Below are 16,085 nucleotides of genomic sequence, written 5' to 3'. Positions count from 1 at the left end.
TCATCGCCGTGCCTGCTCGCCAGGCTTAGAACGCCGCTTCGTCGAGCTCCATGATCTCGTTGTCGATCGACTCGATCACCTGGCGGGTGCTGCTCAGCAGCGGCAGGAAGTTCTTCGCGAAGAACGATGCCACCGCGATCTTGCCCTGGTAGAAGGCCCGATCGGCGTCGCCGGCCCCGCGGTCGAGGGCCTCCATGGCCACGGCGGCCTGACGCTGCAACAGCCAGCCGATCAGCAGATCACCGACAGCCATCAGGAACCGCACCGAACCCAGGCCCACCTTGTAGACGCTGGAGATGTCCTCCTGGGCGGCCATCAAATAGCCGGTCAACGCGGCGGCCATGGCCTGCACATCGGCCAACGCGGTGGCCAGCAGCGCGCGTTCAGCCTTCAGCCGGCCATTGCCGGACTCGTTCTTGACGAACTCCTCGATCTGGCTGGCCACGTAGGCCAGAGCCACACCCTTGTCGCGGACGATCTTGCGGAAGAAAAAGTCCTGCGCCTGGATGGCCGTCGTGCCTTCATAGAGCGAGTCGATCTTCGAGTCGCGGATGTACTGCTCGATCGGATAGTCCTGCAGGAAGCCCGAACCGCCGAGCGTTTGCAGGCTCTCGGTGAGCTTGGCGTACGCCTGCTCAGAGCCCACACCCTTGACCACCGGGAGCAGCAGATCGTTGACTTTGACAGCCAGCTCGGCGTCCACACCATGCACTGCTTCGGCCACCGCGGCGTCCTGGTAGGTCGCAGCGTAGGTGTACAGCGCGCGCAGACCTTCGGCGTAGGCCTTCTGCGTCATCAGTGACCGGCGGACGTCCGGGTGGTGGGTAATCGTCACCCGCGGCGCGGTTTTGTCGGTCATTTGGGTCATGTCGGCGCCCTGCACGCGCGACTTGGCGTAGTCCAGCGCGTTCAGGTAGCCGGTCGACAGCGTCGCGATGGCTTTGGTGCCCACCATCATGCGGGCCTGCTCGATGACGTCGAACATCTGCGCGATGCCGTTGTGCACCTCGCCGACTAGCCAGCCCTTAGCCGGTACGCCGTGCTGGCCAAACGCCAGCTCGCAGGTGGCCGATACTTTCAGGCCCATCTTGTGTTCGACGTTGGTGACGAACACGCCGTTGCGCTCACGTGGCTCACCGGTTTCCGGGTCGAACAGGAACTTGGGGACGAAGAACAGCGACAGACCCTTGGTACCCGGGCCGGCGCCCTCCGGGCGGGCCAGCACCAAGTGGAAGATGTTCTCGAACAAATCACCGGAATCGGCGGACGTGATGAATCGCTTGACGCCGTCGATGTGCCAGGAGCCGTCGTCCTGCTTGATCGCCTTGGTACGGGCCGCACCGACGTCGGAACCGGCGTCCGGCTCGGTCAAGACCATCGTGGCGCCCCAGTTGCGCTCGGCGGCCAGCATGGCCCACTTCTTCTGCTCTTCGGTGCCGAGCTTGTAAAGGATGTTGGCGAACCCAGCGCCTCCGCCGTACATCCACACCGCCGGGTTGGCGCCGAGGATGTGCTCATGTAGCGCCCAGACCAGTGCCTTGGGCATCGGCGTGCCGCCCAGAGCCTCTTCGATACCGATCTTGTCCCAACCGGCTTCCAGCGTCGCCTGCACCGACTTCTTGAACGGTTCGGGCAGCGTCACGGAGTGGGTTTCCGGGTCGAAAACCGGCGGGTTACGGTCGCCTTCGGCGAATGACTCCGCGATCGGGCCCTCCGCCAGCCGGCTCATCTCCGCCAGCATCTCGCGGGCCGTGTCCACGTCCAGGTCGCTGTAGGGGCCTTCGCCGAATACCTTGTCGACACCGAAGACCTCGAACAGGTTGAACTCCTGGTCGCGGACATTGCTCTTGTAGTGGCTCACGTTGCCTCCTCGATGAGAACGCCACTTCGCGGTTGGGTACTAGGGCTAAGTTACCCACCAGTAACAGCGCCAAACTTAACGGCTCAGTAACTTCAACGCAAGCCAATGTGAGCTACATTCCATTGGCTAATTAACCAACCGGTTGGAAAGGCCCTGATTCCGTCCCCAGCACGCGCTCTGAGCTGCGCAAACGACGAACCCTAGGCCAGTGTGTTAAACGCCACAAACAGCCTTATGATCCGTCTCCGCGACGTCTCGGCGTGTCGTTCAACCCGAGTGTGGGCTATCGCGAGGGCGACGCTGTTTAGCCTGCCCCGTGGGTCCCTGCAGCCCGCCGCGACCGCCAGCACGCGAAGCTAGGGCCGCCGGCCGAGCTCTTCGCGGTAGCCCTGAACCCGCTGCTCGAGCTCGGCGGCGTCCTCGTGGCGTCCCTCCCTGCGGGCGAGGTCGGCACGGCGAGACAGCTCGCGGATCGCGGTGCGAATGTCGTTGATGCTCGTGGGTTCGCGTAGGACCATCGCATTTGTCCTTCCGCCTGGTCGGTGGACCTTCGTGCGGGATACCCGACTCACACCTGCTTTAACGTCTGCTCGGCACGCTACCGGCGAAACAGCTTGTTGCCCAGCCACACCACCGGGTCGTACCTGCGGTCGGCCACCCGCTCTTTCATGGGGATGATGGCGTTGTCGGTGATCTTGATGTTCTCAGGGCAAACCTCGGTGCAACACTTGGTGATGTTGCAGTATCCAAGACCAGCCTCGTCCTGGGCAAGGTCTCGCCGGTCCGCTATGTCGAGCGGATGCATCTCGAGTTCGGCGAGGCGGATGAAGAACCGAGGGCCGGCGAAGGCCTTCTTGTTCTCCTCATGGTCGCGGATCACATGGCAGACGTTTTGGCACAGGAAGCACTCGATGCACTTTCGGAATTCCTGCGAGCGCTGCACGTCGACCTGCGCCATCCGGTATTCGCCGGGCTGCAGCTCCTTCGGCGGCGTGAATGACGGGATCTCGCGGGCCTTTTCGTAGTTGAACGACACATCGGTGACCAGGTCGCGAATCACCGGGAACGTCCGTAGTGGTGTGACGGTGACCACCTCGTCCTCGGCGAACGTCGACATCCGGGTCATGCACATCAACCGCGGTCTGCCATTGATCTCCGCCGAACACGACCCGCACTTGCCCGCTTTGCAGTTCCACCGCACCGCGAGGTCGGGTGTTTGAGTCTGCTGCAGACGGTGGATGACGTCGAGCACCACCTCGCCCTCGTTGACCTCGACGGTGAAGTCCTGCAGTGCCCCGTTGGCGTCGTCGCCGCGCCACACCCGCAAGCTTGCGTTGTAACTCATTTGCTTCTCCGTCCTGGATGCTCTGCCAGCTCTTCATCGGTGTAGTACTTCGCCAGTTCGGAGAGCTCGAAGAGCTCCAGCAGGTCCGGCCGCATCGGTGGTTGCTCCTCGGGGCTGACGTCGACATGGGGCAAGCTCACGTCGTCGCCTTGCGCGCGACACACCAGCAGGATCTTGCGCCAGTTGGGGTCCATGGCGGGATGGTCGTCGCGGGTGTGCCCGCCACGGCTTTCGGTGCGCTGCAGGGCCGCCTTGGCCACGCATTCGCTGACCAGCAGCATGTTGCGCAGGTCGATGGCCAGATGCCAGCCTGGGTTGTATTGCCGATGTCCTTCGACCTGCAGGTTAGTGAATCGCGCCCGCAGTTCGTCCAGCCGGCCAAGCGCCTGCGTGATCTCCTCGCCGGTACGGATGATGCCGACCAACTCGTTCATGCAGTCCTGCAGATCAATATGCAGCTTGTACGGATTCTCCGCAGGCGAGCCATCTTTGGGCCCTTCGAACGGCGACAACGCGAGCTTGGCGGCGGCCTCCACGGCCTGCTCGGAGACCTGCGGCCGGCTGCGCAGCGCGCGCACGTAGTCGGCGGCGCCCAAACCGGCTCGCCGGCCGAACACCAGCAGGTCCGACAGCGAATTGCCGCCCAGCCGATTGGAGCCGTGCATACCGCCGGAGCACTCGCCGGCGGCGAACAGTCCAGGCACGGTGGCCGCACCGGTGTCCGGGTCGACCTCGACGCCGCCCATCACGTAGTGACAGGTCGGCCCGACTTCCATCGGTTCCTTGGTGATATCGACCCCGGCCAGCTCCATGAACTGGTGATACATCGACGGCAGTCGCCGCTTGATCTCCGCCGGTGTCAGCCGCGACGCGATATCGAGGTAGACCCCGCCGTGTGGCGTGCCGCGGCCGGCTTTGACCTCGGCGTTGATTGCGCGCGCGACTTCGTCACGTGGCAGCAGGTCGGGGGTGCGCCGCGCCGAGTCGTTGTCTTTGAGCCACTGGTCGGCCTCTTGCTCGGTTTCGGCGTACTGGCCCTTGAAGACCGGCGGAATGTAGTCGAACATGAACCGCTTGCCATCTGCGTTCTTCAGCACGCCGCCGTCGCCGCGAACACCTTCGGTGACGAGAATCCCCTTGACGCTGGGCGGCCAGACCATGCCGGTCGGGTGGAACTGGACGAACTCCATGTTGATCAGCGTTGCCCCGGCGCGCAGCGCCAGGGCATGCCCGTCGCCGGTGTATTCCCAGGAGTTCGATGTCACTTTGAACGATTTGCCGATCCCGCCGGTGGCCAGCACCACCGCCGGGGCCTCGAACAAGACGAATCGGCCGGTCTCGCGCCAGTACCCGAACGCGCCCGCGATGCGGTCCCCGTCCTTGAGCAACTCGGTGACCGTGCACTCGGCGAACACCTTGATCCGTGCCTCGTAGTCACCGAGTTCGGCATGGTCCTCCTGCTGCAGTGAGACGATCTTCTGCTGCAGCGTTCGGATCAGCTCCAGACCGGTGCGGTCACCCACGTGCGCCAGCCGCGCATAGGTGTGTCCGCCGAAGTTGCGTTGGCTGATCCGGCCGTCTTTGGTGCGGTCGAACAGCGCGCCGTAGGTCTCCAGCTCCCAGATCCGGTCCGGTGCTTCCTTGGCGTGCAATTCGGCCATCCGCCAGTTGTTCAGGAACTTCCCACCGCGCATGGTGTCGCCGAAGTGCGTCTGCCAGTTGTCTTTCGGGTTGGCGTTACCCATTGCTGCTGCAGCACCGCCCTCGGCCATCACGGTATGTGCCTTGCCGAACAACGACTTACAGACCACCGCGACCTTGAGGCCGCGTTCGCGCGCCTCGATCACTGCGCGTAACCCGGCGCCGCCGGCACCGATCACGACGACGTCGTAGGAGTGCCGCTCGACCTCAACCATGAAACCCTCGCTCAGCTAAACCTGATAGTTCTTGTCAGCCAATGAATCTCAAGTCGTGAATCCAGCCGCTGGCCACCAAGGCAATGTAGCCGTCGGTGAGCATCAGGGTGCCTAACGTGATCCACGCCCACTGCATGTGCTTGGTGTTGATCAAGCTGACCCGTGTCCAGAGCCAGTAGCGCACCGGATGCCTCGAGAAATGCTTGAGCCGACCGCCGGTGACATGCCGGCAGGAGTGACAGGACAAGGTGTAAATCCACAGCAGGATCACATTGACCGTGAGGATGACGTTGCCCAGTCCAATGCCGAAACCGCTCGGCGAATGAAATGACTTGACGACGTCGTAGGTGTTGATGAGCGAGACGATGCATGCCACATAGAAGAAGTAGCGGTGCACGTTTTGCATTATGAGAGGAAGCCGCGTCTCACCGGTATATGCCGAATGTGGTTCTGCCACAGCGCATGCCGGCGGAGATTGCCATACCGTGCGGTAGTAGGCCTTACGATAGTAGTAACACGTCAACCGGAACGCCAGCAGAAACGGCAGCGATATGAACGCCATCGGAATGAACCATGGCAGTTCGCCAACCCAGGTGCCAAAGTGCCGGGCTCCTTCTACGCACGACGCGCTTACGCACGGCGAGTAGAACGGCGTCAGGTAGTGGTAGTCCTCGACGTAATAGGCGCTGCCCCAAAACGCCCGGATCGTCGCGTAGATGACGAACACCGACAAGCCCAGGTCTGTCCACACGATTGGCAGCCACCAGCGGTCGGTGCGTAAGGTGCGCCGGTCTAACTGTGCCCGGGCAGGTGAGAAGACGCCGGTCGCAGGACGGTTCGCCGTGGGTGCGCTCATCTGGTGATCCTCTTCTGGTTGCCTCGTCGGAGCGTACTCAGAAGTGATCAACCGCTGTCGCGGGGGGTCTGTCAGGACCTGCTGTGACCGCCGACACCCTCGTCGTCGACATCTCGCCAGAACTCGGCGTTGTAGTCGGTGTCGGGTATCCGGATCTTCTCACCCGAGTCGTGCCCTGCGGCCCGCGCCAGATCCAATTCCGTGGCGTCAATATCGAGTAACTCGATGTCACCTAGGATCCGGTCTGCGTCGATGACGATGCGTCGCATCGCCGGTGTGTCGCCGTAGCGGGCCTTCAACGCGGTCACGCACCGCCGTAGACCACCGATCAGGTCGTGAAGCTCGGCGAGTTCGGTAATGGTGGACAACAGATCTCCCATACCTGACGTGTCACGGATCACAGTACGACACCGATACTATCCAGCGCACCGAGCCGACGTGAGATGAGTCACCTGGCGCCAGAAGGCGCACTCGAGGTTGGGCGCTGGCGTCTTCTACCGGCGGGCCGTCGTCGCCCCGATAGGGGTGCGGCGCTTGACAGGTGAGCTGGGTTAACTCTTAGCCGTACCCATCAGGCGCGACGGCCCCCGACACGCTGGGCGTGCGGGGGCCGCGGTGTCAGCGCGCGCCAGGCTTTTACGCGGTAACCGCGATGCGCTTGGCCTGGCTTCCGGCGTAGGCGCCGGCCACCCGAACCCTCAGCACTCCAGCGTCATACGACGCCGAGACCGCCTCGCTTGTGACGTGCGCCGGCAGCTGGAACGTTCGCCGGAACGACCCGTAGCGGACCTCGCGCAGCGCCCGGCCGTTCTTTTCCTCGGCGTGCTCGTCGCGACGCTGTCCGCGGATCACCAGGCGATCCTGCCGGACCTCGACCTCGACGTCCTTGTCGACGTCGACACCGGGAAGCTCCACGCGGATTACCGCGTCGTCGCCTTCCCTGACGATCTCGGCGGCCGGAGTGAACTCACCGTTCGACGGCTTGAACCAATCGGTCATGGCCGCAGGACCGAAGAAGTCGCGCAGCCAACGGTCGGTGTCCCAGATGGGTCGTGACCACAGCGTCAAGTTGCTCATCCAATGTCTCCTTGTGTGATCTTGATCAAGGCCGGTGTCCACCGGCCCGCTACTCCTAAAACATGAGTCGACTACGCTAAAGTTCCACCTGCGCGTTCGCCTGCGGTGAACCAGGGTGCCGTCAATCTCGTCCAACTCCGTGTGAACCGCTTCAAGATCACGTGAGCAGGCATGTGAGGGCACCGTCATGTCGGTGTCACATAAGGCGACATTGCGGCAATATCGCCGTCCTAACCTCGGGCTCATGGCTGCAGTGGCACACCCGCCGGCGACTCGCGACGTCGTCGTAGTCGGGCACGGCATGGTGGGCCACCGCCTCGTCGAAGCGCTGCGTGCGCGCGACGCCGAGGGCCGGTGGCGGATCACCGTGCTGGCCGAGGAGGCTGACGCTGCCTACGACCGGGTCGGGTTGACCGGCTACACCGAGCACTGGGACCGCGGCCTGCTGGCACTGCCAGGCAGCGACTATGCCGACGACCACCACGTCCGGTTGCTGCTGCGCAGCCGCGTCGTGGAGATCGACCGTGCCACCAAATCGGTGCTGACCGCCAACGGCCAGCGGTATCGATACGACGTACTGGTGCTCGCCACCGGGTCGTACCCCTTCGTGCCGCCGGTGCCCGGACACGACCTGCCGCTTTGCCACGTCTACCGCACCCTCGACGACCTTGACGCCATCCGAGCTGATGCCCAGCGCACGCTGCAGGCCGGTCACAGCGCCACCGGTGTGGTGATTGGCGGCGGCTTGCTGGGGCTGGAGGCCGCCAACGCGCTGCGCCAGTTCGGGCTGCGCACCCACATCATCGAGATGATGCCGCGACTGATGGCCCAGCAGGTCGACGAGGCCGGCGGCGCCCTGCTGGCCCGGATGATCACCGACCTGGGGATCGCGGTGCACCTCGAGGTGAAAACCGAGTCAATCGAACCCATTACGCACTGCGACGGCTCGATGTCGCTGCGGGTGCGGTTGTCCGACGGACAGAGCATCGAGGCCGGGGTACTGATTTTCGCCGCCGGTATCCGGCCGCGTGACGAGCTGGCCGCCGCCGCGGGCTCGCGATCGCCGAGCGCGGCGGCGTGCTCACCGATTTATCTTGCCGGACAAGCGATCCTGACATCTACGCAGTCGGCGAGGTGGCTGCGATCGAAGGCCGTTGCTACGGCTTAGTCGGTCCCGGCTACACCAGCGCAGAGGTGGTGGCGGATCAGCTGGTCGGCGGCGCGGCCGAATTCCCGGAAGCTGACATGTCCACCAAGCTCAAGCTGCTCGGCGTCGATGTGGCCAGCTTCGGCGACGCGATGGCCACCACGCCGAACTGCCTGGAGGTCGTCGTCAACGACGCGGTGAACCAGACCTACGCCAAGCTGGTGCTCTCCGACGATGCCAGGACGCTGCTCGGCGGCATCCTGGTGGGGGACGCGTCCAACTACGGCGTGCTGCGGCCCATGGTCGGCTCCGAGCTGCCAGGCGACCCGCTGGCATTGATCGCGCCGGCCCAAAGCGGCGGTGCAGCAGGGGTTTTAGGTGTCGGTGCGCTGCCGGACTGCGCGCAGATCTGCTCTTGTAACAATGTCACCAAGGGCGACCTGACCGCGGCGATCGCCAACGGTTGTGCCGACGTGCCAGCGCTCAAATCGTGTACTTCAGCGGGCACCTCATGCGGTTCCTGCGTGCCGATGCTCAAGCAGCTGCTGGAGGCCGAGGGTGTTCAGCAGTCCAAGGCGCTTTGCGAACACTTCAGCCAATCGCGCCAAGAACTGTTCGAGATCATCATGGCCACCGGTATTCGCACGTTCTCCGGTCTGCTGGAGCGTTTCGGCACCGGAAAGGGTTGCGACATCTGCAAGCCAGCCGTGGCCTCGATCCTTGCGTCTACCGGTTCGGAGCACATCCTCGACGGCGAACAGGCGTCCCTGCAGGACTCCAACGATCACTTCCTGGCCAACATCCAGAAGAATGGCAGCTACTCGGTGGTGCCGCGGGTCCCGGGCGGCGACATCAAACCTGAACACCTGATCCTAATCGGCCAGATAGCACAGGAATTCGGGCTTTACACGAAGATCACCGGTGGCCAGCGCATCGACATGTTCGGCGCGCGAGTTGACCAGCTACCGGCGATCTGGAAGCGGCTTGTCGACGCGGGCATGGAATCAGGCCACGCCTACGGGAAAGCCGTGCGCACCGTGAAGAGTTGCGTGGGCAACGATTGGTGCCGTTACGGGCAACAGGATTCAGTGCAGCTGGCGATCGACTTGGAGCTGCGATACCGGGGGTTGCGCGCACCGCACAAGATCAAGATGGGTGTCTCGGGGTGCGCCCGCGAGTGTGCCGAAGCGCGAGCCAAGGACGTCGGCGTCATCGCCACCGAAAAGGGTTGGAATCTCTACGTCGGCGGAAATGGCGGGTTCACCCCCAGGCATGCGCAGTTGCTGGCCAGCGATCTCGACGAAAAGACGCTGATCCGCTACATCGACCGGTTCCTGATGTTCTACATCCGTACCGCAGATCGGCTGCAACGCACCGCTCCGTGGATCGAATCACTTGAGGGTGGACTCGATCACGTGCGCGACGTGGTGTGCAACGACTCACTCGGCCTAGCCGAGGAGTTCGAGGCCGCGATCGCACGGCATGTCGCGAATTACAAGTGCGAATGGAAAGGCGTGCTGGAGGATCCAGAGAAGCTGTCTCGGTTTGTTTCGTTCGTCAACGCCCCCGATGCCCCTGACCCCACTGTGACGTTCACCGAATACAACGGACGCAAGAGACCGGCGCCGCCCAACGACGGACGTGCTGATCCGGTGCTGATTGGTATGCCGCGAGTGCGGACATGAAGGCCAAAGCAAGGGAGATCTCATGACGCTGCTTGACGACACCACCGAACTTCTGTCCGTCTCTGTCGAAACCTGGACGGCCGCTTGCTCATACGACTACTTGGTGCCCAACCGGGGTGTGGGGGTGCTCTTGGCAGACGGCTCTCAGGCGGCGTTGTTCCGACTAGACGACGGATCCCTGCACGCGGTCGGAAACATCGACCCGTTCACCGGTGCGGCGGTGCTGTCACGGGGCATCGTCGGGGATCGAGGTGGTCGGCCCATGGTTCAATCACCCATCGGCAAGCAGGCATTCGCTCTCGACGACGGCCGTTGCCTCGACGATCCGGCGGTGGCGGTGCCCGTGTATCGGACCCGGCTGGTCAACGGAATGGTCGAGGTGGGCCGCTAGGGCTCTTAGGCGGCAATCGGTGTGCGAGCCCGCTGGAAGTGGTTGGCAATCAGACGCGCCAGCCGCGGATGGGTGCCCAGCGGTTCGGCCACCATGTCCGCGCCGGAATTTCGGAGCTGGTGCGCAAACATGCCGTCGGCCAGGAGGTAGGAAGCCACCGCGACCGGACGACTGGACCGGTGCCGCGCGTCGGCGACCGCCTCGGCCACGGTGGGATCACCGGTGGCCGCGAACGCCAGCTCGACGCGTGATCCGGTCAGCGCCGAGGTCAGCGTCGCTGTGGTGTGCAGGTCGGCGCGAGCCACCGGATCGGATGTGCCGGCCGCGGCCAGGATTACCGAATCACCAGGATGCCAGCCAGCTTTGAGCAATTGTTCGCCGACCAGCCTCGCGATCTGCGGGCTGGGCCCTAACGCCGGAGCGACGGTGACGTGGGGATGCCCGCTGGCTGCCACGTGTGCGGGCAGGTCGGTGCGAACGTGGTAGCCGCGGGAGAGGAACGCTGGCACCACGATGGTGGGCTGGTGAGCCACCGCGCCGCTGGAAAGCACTTCGGTTGGCGTGGGCCCTAGCACGTCGACGAACGCGACGTGCACCGTGCGGTCCAATAACCGGCTGACGTGTGCGGCGAGGTCGCCGATCATAGCGACGCCGCCCGGTCGGCGCGTGCCGTGAGCGACCAGGACGAGGTTCACGCCGCACCTGTCTGTTCGTCGATTGCCAACCGATAGCCACGCTTGACCACAGTTACGACGATTCCTTTGTCTCCTAACGCAGCTCGCAGTCGCAGCACTGCCGTATCCACCGCATGGGTGTCGGTGCCACTGCCTGGGAGCGCGCGCAGCAGATCGCCGCGGGACACGACCGCGCCCGGACGTTGGGCCAGCGCACGCAGTATCGCCATTCCAGCCCGCGACAGCGGCCTGACTTCGCCGTCGACGACTACACAGGTGCCGCGGATCTCGATCACATGGCCGGCGGCCTGCACCGTGCGGGAGCGCAGTAGCGGCAGTTCATCGGCGATATGGCGAGCCAACGCGCCTAACCGCATCCGGTCCGGCGACGACGTCGGAATTCCCAGCCGCGTTAGCGGTTGCGCGGTGACTGGACCGACACACATCGCGCGCACGTCGGTGCGCAGCGCGTCCAGAAACTGGCCTTGAACCCCGAGTTCCTCGGCACGCATCAAGGTCGCCGCGACCGCGGGCGCCGAGGTGAAGCTGACCGCATCGACTTGGCGTTGGGTGATCTGGATGACCAGCTGGTCGAACTCGCCGCCGCGCGGCACCGGCCGCCATCGGTACACCCGAATCGGCACCACTTCGGCACCGGCGACGCGTAGTTCGTCGGCGAACTCGGGAAACGGGTCCCACTCGTCGGTGGCGCCGTGCAGCTGAAGAGCGATCCGCCGACCGGTAACGCCGGATTCGAGCAGATACCGCAGTACGTCGCGAGACGATTCGGATTCCGGTGACCATGCCTCGCGCAAACCGGCCGCGCGTAGCGCACCGGTCGCCTTCGGACCGCGAGCCACGATCTGCGAAGTCGACAGCGCCGCAATCAGCTGGCTCGCCAGTCCCCACCCGTCGGCGGCAGCAATCCAGCCGCGGAAGCCGATTCCGGTGGTCGCGATCAGAATATCCGGCGGGTTGGCGATCAAAACCTCGGTGTGACGGTGCAATTCGTCGTCGTCGGGCAGAGCGACCATGCTGATCGCTGGGGCGCTGCACACCGTGGCTCCGTGGCGACGCAGCAACGCGCACAACTCGTCCGCGCGGCGCGCTGCCGTCACGGCGACCCGATAACCGGTGAGCGGCGCCGCGGCTGGCTCACTCATATCACGTGTGTAAGGCTCGCACATTTCGACCGCGTTACCGCGCAATTGCCTCAGCGTTGCCCCGCTGCGCGGCTTCGGTCACAGCCGCGTCGGCGTCGGCTCGGAGGCTCTACCCGCCACACGCGGAGCCGCGACAGGCACCCGCACGTACATCGTCCAGGTCAGGACCGAGGCGACGACATAGAACGCCAAGAACATCAAAAACGCCGAGGTCTCCTCGCCGGTGCTGACATACGACTGCCGCAGTGTCAGGTTGATTGCCACGCCACCGAGCGCGCCGACCGCGCCGGCGAAGCCGATCAGCGCACCCGACATGGCACGCGACCAGTGTCGGCGTTCGGCTTCGCTGACGTTCAGCTCGCGGCTGCGCGCCTCGAAGATCGACGGGATCATCTTGAACACCGACGCATTGCCGATTCCGGACAAAATGAACAGGGCGATAAAGCCGACGACGTAGCCAACCATTGCCACAGCGCTTGTCGCGGGACCGGTGCCTTCGTCGTATCTGCTGACCCCGACCAGCAGCCCAGCTGCCAGGATCATGCCGGCAAACACCGCCAAAGTAACCCGGCTACCGCCGATACGGTCGGCGAGCCTGCCGCCATAGATCCGCGACAGCGACCCCAAAAGCGGGCCGAGGAAAGCGATTTGGGCGACATGCAGCGACGCCTGGGCGGCGGTCTGCCCGCTGTCGATGAAATTGATGTAGAGCACCCGGCCGAACGCGAACGAGAACCCGATAAACGACCCGAAGGTGCCGATGTAAAGCAGCGAGATCACCCAGGTGTGACGAACGAACAAAATCGCCTTCAAGTTGCCCACCTCGATGGCGTGGTCCAAGTTGTCCATGAATAGTGCGGCCGCAATTCCGGCGATCGCCAGCAGCACCAAATATATTGCGCACACCCAGTACGGCTGCCGGTTGCCGGCGAACGCCAGCACCAACAGCCCGACCACCTGGACCACCGCCACGCCGAGGTTTCCGCCGCCCGCGTTGACGGCCAGCGCCCAGCCCTTGAGCCGCTGCGGATAGAACGCGTTGACGTTGGCCAGCGACGCGGAATAGTTACCGCCGCCCAACCCGGTCAGCGCCGCGCACAGCACGTACGGCCATAGCGGTAGCCCAGGGTTGGCCAGCAACACAATCGTGCCGACGGTCGGAATCAGCAACACCAGCGCCGAAAACGTCGTCCAATTACGGCCGCCGAACTTCGCGATGCCCAGCGTGTAGGGAATGCGGGCGCAGCCACCCACTAACGTGGCCACGGCGCCCAGCAAGAACTTGTCGGCGGCGGAGAACCCATAGACGGTCTGCGGCATGAACAGCACCATCACCGACCACAACGACCAGATCGAAAAGGCGACATGGTCGGAGACCACCGTGCAGATCAAATTGCGGCGGGCGATGGCTTTGTTACCCGCTTCCCATGCCGCGGTGTCTTCCGGATTCCAATCCGCAATGCGATGCGAATGGCCTCTCAAGTCTCCTCCTCAACGATGCCGCGCGGTCACGGTAGGAACGCGTTGTTACCGGGACACTGCCGACAATGACCGCGGCGTGAATTTACGGTCACAGCCTGGGAGGTGACAGTGCGAATGCTGGGAGTCGGCAGTGATCCCGCCGACTCCCAGTGGCCTGCGCCACAGCGCGCAGGATAGCCGCGCCGCGGTCATGCCGCCATTCACCGATGGGCGCTACGTTGACGCTGGCGCCAACGTGTCCGGCACCGCATGCGGCAGGCCGGAAAGCGTCGGCCGACGCACGTACTTGAACCAGGTCAGCGTGGCTGCACCGAGGTAGCAGGAGACGAACACCCAGAAAGCTGCCGTGGCCGAACCGCTGGTCAGATATGACTGTCGCAGCGCCAGGTTGATGCCCACACCGCCGAGCGCCCCGATAGCGCCGGCGAAGCCGATGAGCGCTCCCGCCATGGCGCGGGACCATTGCTGGCGCTCCGGCTCACTGAGATTCAGGGAGCGGCTGCGCGCTTCGAAAATCGACGGAATCATCTTGTAAACCGAGCCATTTCCGATGCCCGACAACACGAATAGCGCGACGAAACCGACGACGTAGCCGACCATCGTGCTGGCCGTTGCGGGGCCCGCCCGATGATCATCGACGGTGCTGACGCCGATGAGCAGGCTGGCGGCCAGGATCATTCCGGCGAAGGTGTACAGGGTGATCCGGCCGCCGCCGACGCGGTCGGCGAGCTTTCCGCCGTATACGCGGGAAACCGATCCCAGCAGCGGTCCGATGAACGCGATCTGAGCGGAGTGCAGCGCGGCTTGGCCGGCGGTTTGCCCGCTGGCGGTGAAGTTGATCTGCAGGATCTGTCCGAACGCGAACGAGAACCCGATGAACGACCCGAAGGTGCCGATGTAAAGCAGCGCGATGACCCAGGTGTCGCGCTCGGCGAGGATGTCACGCATTGCGGTCAGATCGATCTTGTGCTGTTCGAGGTTGTTCATGAACAGGGCCGCTCCGACGCCGGCGACGGCCAGCAACACCAGATAGACAGCGCAAACCCAGTAGGGCGAACGGTTGCCGGCAGTGGCGATCACCAGCAGGCCGACCAGCTGGATCACGGGCACCCCGATATTGCCGCCGCCCGCGTTGACGCCGAGCGCCCAACCTTTCAGTCGCTGGGGGTAAAAGGCGTTGATATTGGTCATCGATGAAGCAAAGTTTCCGCCGCCGAATCCGGCCAGCGCCGCGCACACCATGTACATCCACAGAGGTAGTCCGGGGTGGGCGAGCAGCCACAGTGTGCCAAGCGTCGGGATGAGCAACACGAACGCCGAAAAGGTCGTCCAGTTGCGGCCGCCGAATGTCGCCGTCGCCAAGGTGTACGGGATGCGCAGGCACGCGCCGACCAGGGTTGCGGTCGCGCCCAGCAGGAACTTGTCGGCGGCGGTGAAACCGTAGACGGCCTGCGGCATGAACAGCACCATCACCGACCAGATCGACCAAATCGAGAAGCCAAGATGTTCGGCGACCACCGACCAGATCAGGTTGCGACGGGCGATGTTCTTATTACCGGCCTCCCAGGCCACTTTGTCCTCGGGATCCCAGTCAGTTATCACATGTGAACGTGGCATGCGGCCACGCTAAAAACCCTGTGTTGCCTGAATGCTCTGTGGCGTGACCCGGGCGTGAACTTCAGATCACAAAGCGACAGGCGTCATGTGACATGTCGGAAGTGCAAACGTAAACCAGCATGCTTTGCACCCAAACCTGGTGAGATGAAAAGCGCTGTGACGCAGTCACCCTCGTCTTCGGGTCTCGCGGTATGCATGTACCTCCGGTCGAGTTGGGAGTTCGCTCAGGCGATTTGGATGCCAAGAACCGGTGGGAAAGCGCTTGTGATGCTGGCGGTGCCGGGATTTACGCAGCGGTCATATATCGGGAGTTCGGTGCGCCCACGGTTTGGCGGCTTCCAGTTGGCTGGCCACCTGCAGCAAGACGTCCTCGCGTCCATAGGCTGCCACCAGCTGAACGCCGACTGGCAGCCCACCATCGGTCCACTCGACCGGCACGTTGATTGCCGGCTGACCGCTCATGTTGAACGGCGGGGTGAATGGGCAGAACTGCCCGGCCCGGTCAATAGCATCCATCGGACGATCCGGGTTGTTGGTGATCGTTCCCAGCGGCAGCGGAAGTTCGGCCACGGTAGGGGTGAGCAAAAGATCCCAGCCATCGGCCCACCAGGCCTGCACCGAACGGCGGAACTGGGCGGTGGCCGATAGCGCGAGCGCATAGTCGATCGAGCTGAAGCGGGCTGCGAATTCGGCCTGTACCCGGTTCATGGGTTCGAATTCGCCCTCGGCGAGCGGTCGTCCGAGTTGTTCTTCGAACCGCCGCAGGCTCACGCCCATGTTCGTGCTCCACAGGGCGCCGAAACGCGAACTAAGCCTAAATCCGTGGATGGTTCCGGTGATTTGATCGGCGTGTGAACAGCGAAAATGCCTT

General features: G+C 63.9%; 13 protein-coding genes and 1 pseudogene. 2 read left to right on the top strand and 12 right to left on the bottom strand.

Annotated elements, in window-relative coordinates:
* Positions 1-25: 25 nt before the first annotated feature.
* The 7 genes from MYXE_RS22245 to MYXE_RS22220 all read right to left on the bottom strand — a co-directional run bounded on the left by MYXE_RS22245 (position 26) and on the right by MYXE_RS22220 (position 7,055).
* Positions 26-1,861 carry an acyl-CoA dehydrogenase gene (locus tag MYXE_RS22245; protein WP_004571739.1) on the bottom strand — a complete coding sequence of 612 codons (1,836 nt, stop codon included), beginning with the start codon at positions 1,859-1,861 and terminating at the stop codon, positions 26-28.
* A 356-nt stretch (positions 1,862-2,217) separates the two neighbouring features.
* Entirely contained in the window at positions 2,218-2,379 is a 162-nt protein-coding gene (locus MYXE_RS23840) for a hypothetical protein (protein WP_004571740.1), read from the bottom strand.
* An 80-nt stretch (positions 2,380-2,459) separates the two neighbouring features.
* On the bottom strand, positions 2,460-3,206 hold the full coding sequence (locus MYXE_RS22240) for a succinate dehydrogenase/fumarate reductase iron-sulfur subunit (protein WP_004571741.1): 747 nt from the start codon (positions 3,204-3,206) through the stop codon (positions 2,460-2,462).
* On the bottom strand, positions 3,203-5,122 hold the full coding sequence (locus tag MYXE_RS22235; protein ID WP_004571742.1) for a fumarate reductase/succinate dehydrogenase flavoprotein subunit: 1,920 nt from the start codon (positions 5,120-5,122) through the stop codon (positions 3,203-3,205). Before MYXE_RS22235 ends, MYXE_RS22240 begins: the two co-directional genes overlap by 4 nt.
* A gap of 34 nt (positions 5,123-5,156) precedes the next feature.
* Positions 5,157-5,978, bottom strand: coding sequence for a hypothetical protein (locus MYXE_RS22230; protein ID WP_004571743.1), 822 nt, complete (start codon positions 5,976-5,978; stop codon positions 5,157-5,159).
* 71 nt (positions 5,979-6,049) lie between these two features.
* Positions 6,050-6,346 (bottom strand): hypothetical protein, encoded by a 297-nt coding sequence (locus MYXE_RS22225; protein ID WP_112650244.1) that lies wholly within the window; start codon positions 6,344-6,346, stop codon positions 6,050-6,052.
* Between the two features lie 268 nt (positions 6,347-6,614).
* Entirely contained in the window at positions 6,615-7,055 is a 441-nt protein-coding gene (locus tag MYXE_RS22220) for an Hsp20/alpha crystallin family protein (protein WP_085195325.1), read from the bottom strand.
* 244 nt (positions 7,056-7,299) lie between these two features.
* Between MYXE_RS22220 and nirB the strand changes: the two are divergent.
* Both nirB and nirD read left to right on the top strand, forming a co-directional pair.
* Positions 7,300-9,887 (top strand): annotated as a pseudogene (nirB, locus tag MYXE_RS22215) (nitrite reductase large subunit NirB).
* A gap of 22 nt (positions 9,888-9,909) precedes the next feature.
* Complete coding sequence (gene nirD, locus MYXE_RS22210; RefSeq protein WP_085195320.1) at positions 9,910-10,278, top strand: nitrite reductase small subunit NirD; 369 nt, start codon at positions 9,910-9,912, stop codon at positions 10,276-10,278.
* A 5-nt stretch (positions 10,279-10,283) separates the two neighbouring features.
* On the opposite strand, the gene MYXE_RS22205 is transcribed toward nirD, so the two are convergent.
* The 5 genes from MYXE_RS22205 to MYXE_RS22185 form a co-directional block, all read right to left on the bottom strand.
* Positions 10,284-10,973: a sirohydrochlorin chelatase gene (locus MYXE_RS22205; RefSeq protein WP_085195318.1), complete on the bottom strand. Its 690-nt coding sequence runs from the start codon at positions 10,971-10,973 to the stop codon at positions 10,284-10,286.
* A complete protein-coding gene (locus tag MYXE_RS22200) occupies positions 10,970-12,115 on the bottom strand; it encodes a uroporphyrinogen-III synthase (protein ID WP_085195316.1) in 1,146 nt (381 codons plus the stop codon). The genes MYXE_RS22205 and MYXE_RS22200 overlap by 4 nt, the downstream gene beginning before the upstream one ends.
* 78 nt (positions 12,116-12,193) lie before the next feature.
* A complete protein-coding gene (locus tag MYXE_RS22195; protein ID WP_085195314.1) occupies positions 12,194-13,597 on the bottom strand; it encodes an MFS transporter in 1,404 nt (467 codons plus the stop codon).
* 213 nt (positions 13,598-13,810) lie between these two features.
* On the bottom strand, positions 13,811-15,214 hold the full coding sequence (locus MYXE_RS22190) for a nitrate/nitrite transporter (RefSeq protein ID WP_085195312.1): 1,404 nt from the start codon (positions 15,212-15,214) through the stop codon (positions 13,811-13,813).
* 297 nt (positions 15,215-15,511) lie between these two features.
* Entirely contained in the window at positions 15,512-15,991 is a 480-nt protein-coding gene (locus tag MYXE_RS22185) for an amidase family protein (RefSeq protein ID WP_085195310.1), read from the bottom strand.
* Positions 15,992-16,085 lie beyond the last annotated feature (94 nt).

It is taken from the genome of Mycobacterium xenopi, from assembly GCF_009936235.1.
Taxonomy (GTDB): domain Bacteria; phylum Actinomycetota; class Actinomycetes; order Mycobacteriales; family Mycobacteriaceae; genus Mycobacterium; species Mycobacterium xenopi.
The sequence above is the reverse complement of the archived record's forward strand: the minus strand, read 5'-3'. Positions and strand labels throughout refer to the sequence as shown.

Coding starts and splice junctions, on each gene's coding strand:
- MYXE_RS23840 (WP_004571740.1), bottom strand. CDS start 2,379: ATGGTCCTACGCGAACCCACGAGCATCAACGACATTCGCACCGCGATC.
- MYXE_RS22240 (WP_004571741.1), bottom strand. CDS start 3,206: ATGAGTTACAACGCAAGCTTGCGGGTGTGGCGCGGCGACGACGCCAAC.
- MYXE_RS22235 (WP_004571742.1), bottom strand. CDS start 5,122: ATGGTTGAGGTCGAGCGGCACTCCTACGACGTCGTCGTGATCGGTGCC.
- MYXE_RS22230 (WP_004571743.1), bottom strand. CDS start 5,978: ATGAGCGCACCCACGGCGAACCGTCCTGCGACCGGCGTCTTCTCACCT.
- MYXE_RS22220 (WP_085195325.1), bottom strand. CDS start 7,055: ATGAGCAACTTGACGCTGTGGTCACGACCCATCTGGGACACCGACCGT.
- nirD (WP_085195320.1), top strand. CDS start 9,910: ATGACGCTGCTTGACGACACCACCGAACTTCTGTCCGTCTCTGTCGAA.
- MYXE_RS22200 (WP_085195316.1), bottom strand. CDS start 12,115: ATGAGTGAGCCAGCCGCGGCGCCGCTCACCGGTTATCGGGTCGCCGTG.
- MYXE_RS22190 (WP_085195312.1), bottom strand. CDS start 15,214: ATGCCACGTTCACATGTGATAACTGACTGGGATCCCGAGGACAAAGTG.
- MYXE_RS22185 (WP_085195310.1), bottom strand. CDS start 15,991: ATGGGCGTGAGCCTGCGGCGGTTCGAAGAACAACTCGGACGACCGCTC.